The sequence below is a fragment of the Telluria sp. RB2R28 genome (assembly GCF_059685835.1).
Map to the genome: position 1 here is coordinate 1 of NZ_JCASIK010000016.1, position 6,367 is coordinate 6,367.

Sequence of the window (6,367 nt, forward strand, 5' to 3'; positions counted from 1 at the left end):
ATGCCGCCAGCGTTCAATCTGAGCCAGGATCAAACTCTTCAGTTCAATCTCTGTTTGTTGGCATTTCTGCCACCCTACCTTACGGCAGGGGTCGCTCACTCAAAATACTGACCGTTACTCATTGCTGAGCAACGTATTTCTTTTTTGTGAACATTTGATAATTTAAGTAATCAAAGACCGAAGTCTTTGGCACCTTCATCAAACGCCCACACTTATCGACTGTTAATTTTTAAAGAACTTTATTCGGTACTGCTTCTGCCGTTTGCTACGAAGCGTTGTGTTCGTTAGCAGCAGAGAGGCGATATTATGAAGTGCTTCTCATTTTTCGTCAACCCCTTCTTTCCTTCGCTGTCGCTGCTTTTAAGCAGTGTCTGCGTCGGGCAGAACGAGACTATAACAAACTTGTGACATGTTCGGCAAGGGGCTTATAAAATACTGCAGCCTATCGCAATTAGGCCCCCAATAGGAATACGCTATCGCAATGGTAGATATATATGCCTTTGTGTGTCAATCGAGAATGACTATCATTTTCCTCTACCGTATCAACGCGTGCAATCTCAGGAGTCAAGATGGTCGTCGCTGCCAAGAAAACCAGTCAAGTCATTACCCACATGGCCATTGCTTTCGCCATTGCGTACGCGCTGACTGGGTCGGTCATGTTCAGCGGCCTCGCAATCATCATTGAGCCCGTGATCAATGTGCTGCTCCTCCCTTTCCACGAGAAAGCCTGGGAGGCCATCCGTGCCCGGGCACGCTCCGAGCGCGGACGCTATGCCCGACGCGCTGCCGAAAAAGTCAGCCAGACCGCCATGCATATGGTCGTGGGGTTCACCATTATTTACTGCGCGACGGGCTCGCTCGCTTCCGGCGGTATCGCGGCCATCCTTGAACCGGTATGCAATGTACTTCTGCTGCCAATTCACGACCGCTTCTGGGACCGGCTCGAATTGCGCGTCGCGGGCCAGCACGGCGCTGCCTGAGTCACTCGTGGCAAGGCTGCACAGGCTCGGCAATAACAGATGGAGCAGCTTGACCATCCCATGCAGCATGAGGGCCACAGCAACGCTTAACACCATGACCAGTCTGTCCGTGCGCGAGTGCCTGCGTCAGCTCGGTCGGAACAGATCGATCCTCCACAGCAGTGTCTTACCACCCGTCGGTGCGTTAAGTCGTTTGGTCACTTCTTTTCTTCATTTACTCAGAGGCATGCAGCCCGCTGTCGGGAGCAATGTCAGATGAAGGTGGGCTGGAAGTATCTACCTTCATCTGACGGAACAGATGCCAGGCCATAGCGGCAAGTGCCGCAAGGCCGCACACCAACAGGCCCCACAACCAGTACCGGCGGGTTCCAGCGGTCCGGTCAGCCTCCACAATCGTAGCTGGCGATTGCTGTTGTACGAGTGCCCCGGGTGTCGCAGATTCCAGCTCAGCCAGTTCACGCGACGTAAAGCCCGGCGCAACCTGGGAGAGCGGCACGCTGGCAGCCGTAGCACTGGCGCGGCCAAATGCCAGTTGGTATGGCGCCTTGCCGGCAGCCACAAACACGATGGTTGCAGGCGCCCAACGCAAGCGCAAGGCTGGACGCTCCAGGATGGCCGTCAGCGGCCGTGCCACCCAAATGGACGCATTGGTGGGTACGATCTCTACGTCGCCTGAAACACGCTGCTGTCCCTTCTGTGACAATTGATAAAAGGTTGTATTCACGATTGGCTGCAAGCGCGTCACAACCCGGTCACCCGGTTTGCGGTTAGGCGTGGTTTGGTACTGGCCCACAATCACCGGCATGACGACGTTCTGCCCTTCAAACACGAAGCCAACAGCGATCGCGGGAATGGCGACAGGCGCTGCATACATGACATCGCGCCCTTCGGCAGCTGGCAGGCCCGGCAAAACAATGGTCTCCATTTGCATGGCGGCGTACTGCTGCACGACATAGTCGGCGTTGATGTCAGCAAAGGCGAGCGGCTTGCCCTCGAGCCAACGAATACGGGCGTAGCGAAATGGCCGTGGCGAAAATTCGATGCGGTGCTTGCCGACGCTTGCGCCTCGATCGTTGACCAGCCAACTGACCGCCGCCTCTGCCAGCACGTCCCAGTCTTGCAGGTCGTTACTTACATCGACCGCAACGTACGCGTTGTAGTTGTCGATTCCCGGGGGCAGCGATAACGCCAGCGCGCCCACTGGTGCGGCAGCGCTGACCTTCGCAGCCAGTGCTGCCGGCTGAAGGTCGAGGATCAGGCTTTGGAGCTCGTCGCTCGCTGCGCGCGATGGCGTCGTCACCGAGATGACGGCACCGTCACTCCCGGTACGGATCTGCAAGCTTTCAGGCATCGGCCCTGTGTCACGGGCGGTACCATACAGTGGGAAAATAGCGACCGGTGCAGTCGCCTTTTTTTCTACGGCTGGTGGCGCCTGATCGATCAGCGCAAAAGGCATCGACGCACCAACGGCATCGAACACGCGCAGATCGTGCAAGGCGGACGAGCGCGCGTTCAGATAGACCGCACGCGGCAGCGGCAGTCGCACGATGGCTTGGCTGCTCATGGTACGCAAAGGGAGACGATGAGAATAATCGGTCAACCTGTCGGTTGGGGCCGCTGGACTTTCAGTGACGGCGGCGCCCGTCAGCGCGAATGCCATGATGACGCAGCAGTACCTGCAGAGAGAAATCGGCATGGGTCGTTCTCCTGTAGGTCAAGCTGACGCAGCCATTGACGCGCCCTGCGGTGCTTTCGGATTCGGTGCGAGATAGCCCACCAGTAGCAGCAACAGGCCAACACCAACGAACGACACAACGCGCGCGATACTTCCGCCATTGGCCAGGTCAACCAGGAACAGCTTGGCCACCACAATGCCGTACAACAGCGCGCCAATCCACCAGACCCGTCGTCGAGCAGTGCGTGCCGCAATGCGCATGAGCGTGAAAGCACTTGCACCCCAAGCCAGAGAGAGCAATGCCTGCACCGTTTGCGAAGCCATGAGATCGGCAAGCCGGTAATCAATGCCAAGGTAATGCGCTGCACTTCGTAGCAGAATGAAATTGAACCAAAGCCACGCTGCCACCATGGTGCTACGCAGCAGCGTGGATAGAACGGGCTGATCCAGTGCAGCCCTGGCAGCGAGTTGCCGCAACGTGCTTACCCATAGCATCAGCACAAACCCTGTGGTCAGATCGAGCGGGTTGAGCAGTGGAATATAGGGCAACGGGGCCATCGCACCATCGTGCCGCAGGTTCCACAGAGCGGTCGGCAACATCAGCAGAAGGCTACCCACTGGAATGGCAATCGACCGATACCAGTCCGCGATCGGCGCGGTGGGCCAGCGTCCTTTCATGCTTCGAAGCAGTAAGCTGATAAGGAACAGCATCATTATCCATGTCGGCAGGTAATTGCTCCATGCCGCGTCCGTAACCCAGCCGCCTTGCAAGATCAATGCGCTGTCGGTTGGCGTGGCTAACCATCTGTCGATCAGGATCGCGCCGGTTGGCCACAATGCGAGCCACGGCCCACCCATGCGCACGGCGTGCAGCAGCTGCAAAACGGTGCGGTTCAGGAGCAACCCGCTGGTATGCCAGCGTAGCATCGCCTGTTCGCTGCCCAGCCATGCAACTGCCCATGCGATCCAGAGCGCGGCGTCCGGGAGCGCGTGCGCGCCGTACAGCTGCGCAAGCGAACGCAGCGTGATGATGCCAGCGCGGCCCAGCAAGCGGGGGCGAACCAGCGTAACTGCGGCCAGGAAAAGCGCGATGCGCAGTGCACGCACGCGATCGACGTGGTCGCGATGCCAAGCACATACAGTGCGACCCAACGGGAATTTACGCTGCCCAGAGTGGCAGGCAGATAGTCGACGAACCGACCGGCTGCGACATTCAGAGTGCAGACCCACCAGATGCCACTCCACAGCAGCAGTGACGCTGACAGGTAGCTGCCGTTTCGCTTGGAGGCAGCTAGCTTCAGCGAGCGACTGGTGGCAAACGCCGCCACGGCCAGGATCACCAGGCCAAGCAAGGGCATCTCGTCATTCGGCTCGACCATGCTCAGCCATGACAACCCAGGCCTCGCAGCGATGGCCAGGCCGATAGCGCCTGCGATCTGGGTAGCCAGAACCAGCTGGCGCGCGGTTGTCCAGACCATCCGCAGGCTGAGGGCATACAGCAGCAGCGCCGTGAGGACCGACCCGACCACGATCCAGTCTGCCAGAATGGCGCCCGAGAAGCGCAGGGTCGCTTCCGTCAACCATCCGGCCAGCAGCCACAGCGCCGCGAACATCAACGCCGTGTTGGCCAGCGTATTGGTGGCCAGTGAAGACAGATCCTGCTTGTCGCTGTTGTTGTCGCTCTGGCGGAATGCCAGAGCCACCGCAAATGCGCCGGCGGCGAGCAGCAAGAAACTCAGCCACAAGTTCGCCGTCAAGGCTGCAGCCATGTCGATGTGAGACAGCGCGGTCATGAAGCTGATCCAGGCGCCGGCCTGCAGCAACAGTCCACAGACCCAGATGGGACGCCGCTGGTGGCGCAATCCGAACCACACGAAGCCGAATCCTTGCAGCGCCCACGCGGCCGAGGTCCAGCGCGCATCCAGGGCAAACGGGATCGTCAGCGTGCCGAAAATGGTGCCAAGGATGGCAAAGGTCCGGACCAGCGTCCGCCAGCGCTCCTTGCCGACACGCCAGAGAATCGTTCCGGCCACGAGATAAAATCCGCCCAGCCCCAGTGCTGAAAATGCCAGTCCGAACGGCATGTCCCTGACCAGCCCGACCTGAAACCCGAAGGTCAACAGCGGTGTTCCCATGATCAGCGTGACATCGACATAATCCTGCAACCGTGTTCTCGTGCGACCCGCGAATGCGAAAGGGATAGCTGAGTAGCACAGGAAAAAAAGAATCAGAAATGCCTGCGCCGACGTGTAATGGTCCGGGGTGTACTGCAACCCGCCCCATGCCCCAGCGACACCGAACGTGAAGACAAAGCCCAGCAGATTGAGCTGATGCCACGACCGCTTGAACGCCAGCGCAAACACGCCAACGTTGAGCATCGCGTAGTAAGAGAACAAGGCGATGTGATTCCCCTGTCCGGTCGACAACAGCAGCGGGCAGGCGAAGCCGCCGGTAATGCCAAATGCCGCGAGCCACGGTGCCTCCTGCAAAATGGCAAGAAGGCACGTGAATACCGTGAGCGACACCAGCAAGGCAAATGCGAATCCCGCAGGTATCAAGGCGTAGCGCTGGAATGCGCTGAAGATCACCAGCATCAGGATGGCGATGGCGGTTCCCTGCACTGGCAAGCCAATCTCCCTGCGTTTGCTACGCAGGCGCCAGCCCCATCCAAGAAGACCCATGTCGGCCAACACCAGCGAAGCCAGCCGCAGTTCAATCGGGATCGTGATGGTCGCCGCGACATACTTGAGCAGGAATGCAATGCCGATAAACAGGATAACCAGGCCGAGCTTGGCGACCAGATTCCCGGTCATCAACCAGGTTTTGACTGCAACCAGCCAGCGAGGTGGCGGAGATACCGCTTTGGTTGAAGCATCAGGATCCAGCGGTGGCGTGATCGCTTCGTGTTGAATCGGGCTGCCACGGCTTCGGCCACGACGGGGGGTACCTCGTTTTGCTTGGGGCGACCGATGGATTGTCTGGGCGTCATCGACGCTGGCACTGGTACTGGTACCGTCCATCCCCTGGACTTGTGCATGGGCGCTATCTGCCAAAACGGCAGGTGACACCTGTTCAACATCATCCTTTGGTACTGTGGAAACGGCCATGTCAGCCGGTGTTTCCAGAGGTGCCGCAGAGAGCTGTTGGACCTTCTCACGGAGCAAAACCAGCTGCTCTTCCAATTCGTTGATTTGATAGCCGCGTCGCAGCCCCACAAGCCAGGCTGCAATGAAGGGATAAGCCGCTATTATCAACACCCATGTGGTGATCTCACGCATGGCGGCCCTTCATGTGAAGTACTTGGTTCCGCCAGTCCGGACCAACGCATCATGCGACAGTCCCCTTGGCGTCAAAGAAATAGTAAGAGCCAGAAGCATGCGCAGAAATGAACCCGTTTAACCGTTGCGCCTGATCAAATCATGGGGTTGGTAGGTGGGGTTTTGCTGCCACAGTATGGCCAAGGGCGTATTACAGATGCGGCAAATTCTAGCGAGCCTGAGGATGAGCAGTACTCTAAACAGAGAGTGACAGCTTGCGGGATGGGTTGGATGGTCAGTCGACCAATCGCATAAAATCGATCTCCCAAAGCGAAAAACCCCACTCAGATCACTGAGCGGGGCTTTTCTATATAACTAGCCTGACGATAACCTACTTTCACACTGGTTGCAGCACTATCATCGGCGCAAAGTCGTTTCACGGTCCTGTTCGGGAT

Annotated in this window: 3 protein-coding genes and 1 pseudogene; 1 reads left to right on the top strand and 3 read right to left on the bottom strand. The window is 58.3% G+C overall.

Features of this window, described 5'->3' with window-relative positions; translation table 11 throughout:
* Positions 1-569: 569 nt before the first annotated feature.
* Complete coding sequence (locus tag AC56LV_RS24415; protein WP_499561543.1) at positions 570-980, top strand: DUF2061 domain-containing protein; 411 nt, start codon at positions 570-572, stop codon at positions 978-980.
* Between the two features lie 214 nt (positions 981-1,194).
* On the opposite strand, the gene AC56LV_RS24420 is transcribed toward AC56LV_RS24415, so the two are convergent.
* The 3 genes and pseudogenes from AC56LV_RS24420 to AC56LV_RS24430 all read right to left on the bottom strand — a co-directional run.
* Positions 1,195-2,676, bottom strand: coding sequence for a DUF3999 family protein (locus AC56LV_RS24420; protein WP_499561545.1), 1,482 nt, complete (start codon positions 2,674-2,676; stop codon positions 1,195-1,197).
* 18 nt (positions 2,677-2,694) lie between these two features.
* Positions 2,695-3,900 (bottom strand): DUF2339 domain-containing protein, encoded by a 1,206-nt coding sequence (locus AC56LV_RS24425; protein ID WP_499561547.1) that lies wholly within the window; start codon positions 3,898-3,900, stop codon positions 2,695-2,697.
* Between the two features lie 524 nt (positions 3,901-4,424).
* Positions 4,425-5,933: pseudogene (locus AC56LV_RS24430) on the bottom strand (DUF2339 domain-containing protein); the annotation flags it as partial.
* Positions 5,934-6,367 lie beyond the last annotated feature (434 nt).

Coding starts and splice junctions, on each gene's coding strand:
- AC56LV_RS24420 (WP_499561545.1), bottom strand. CDS start 2,676: ATGCCGATTTCTCTCTGCAGGTACTGCTGCGTCATCATGGCATTCGCG.
- AC56LV_RS24415 (WP_499561543.1), top strand. CDS start 570: ATGGTCGTCGCTGCCAAGAAAACCAGTCAAGTCATTACCCACATGGCC.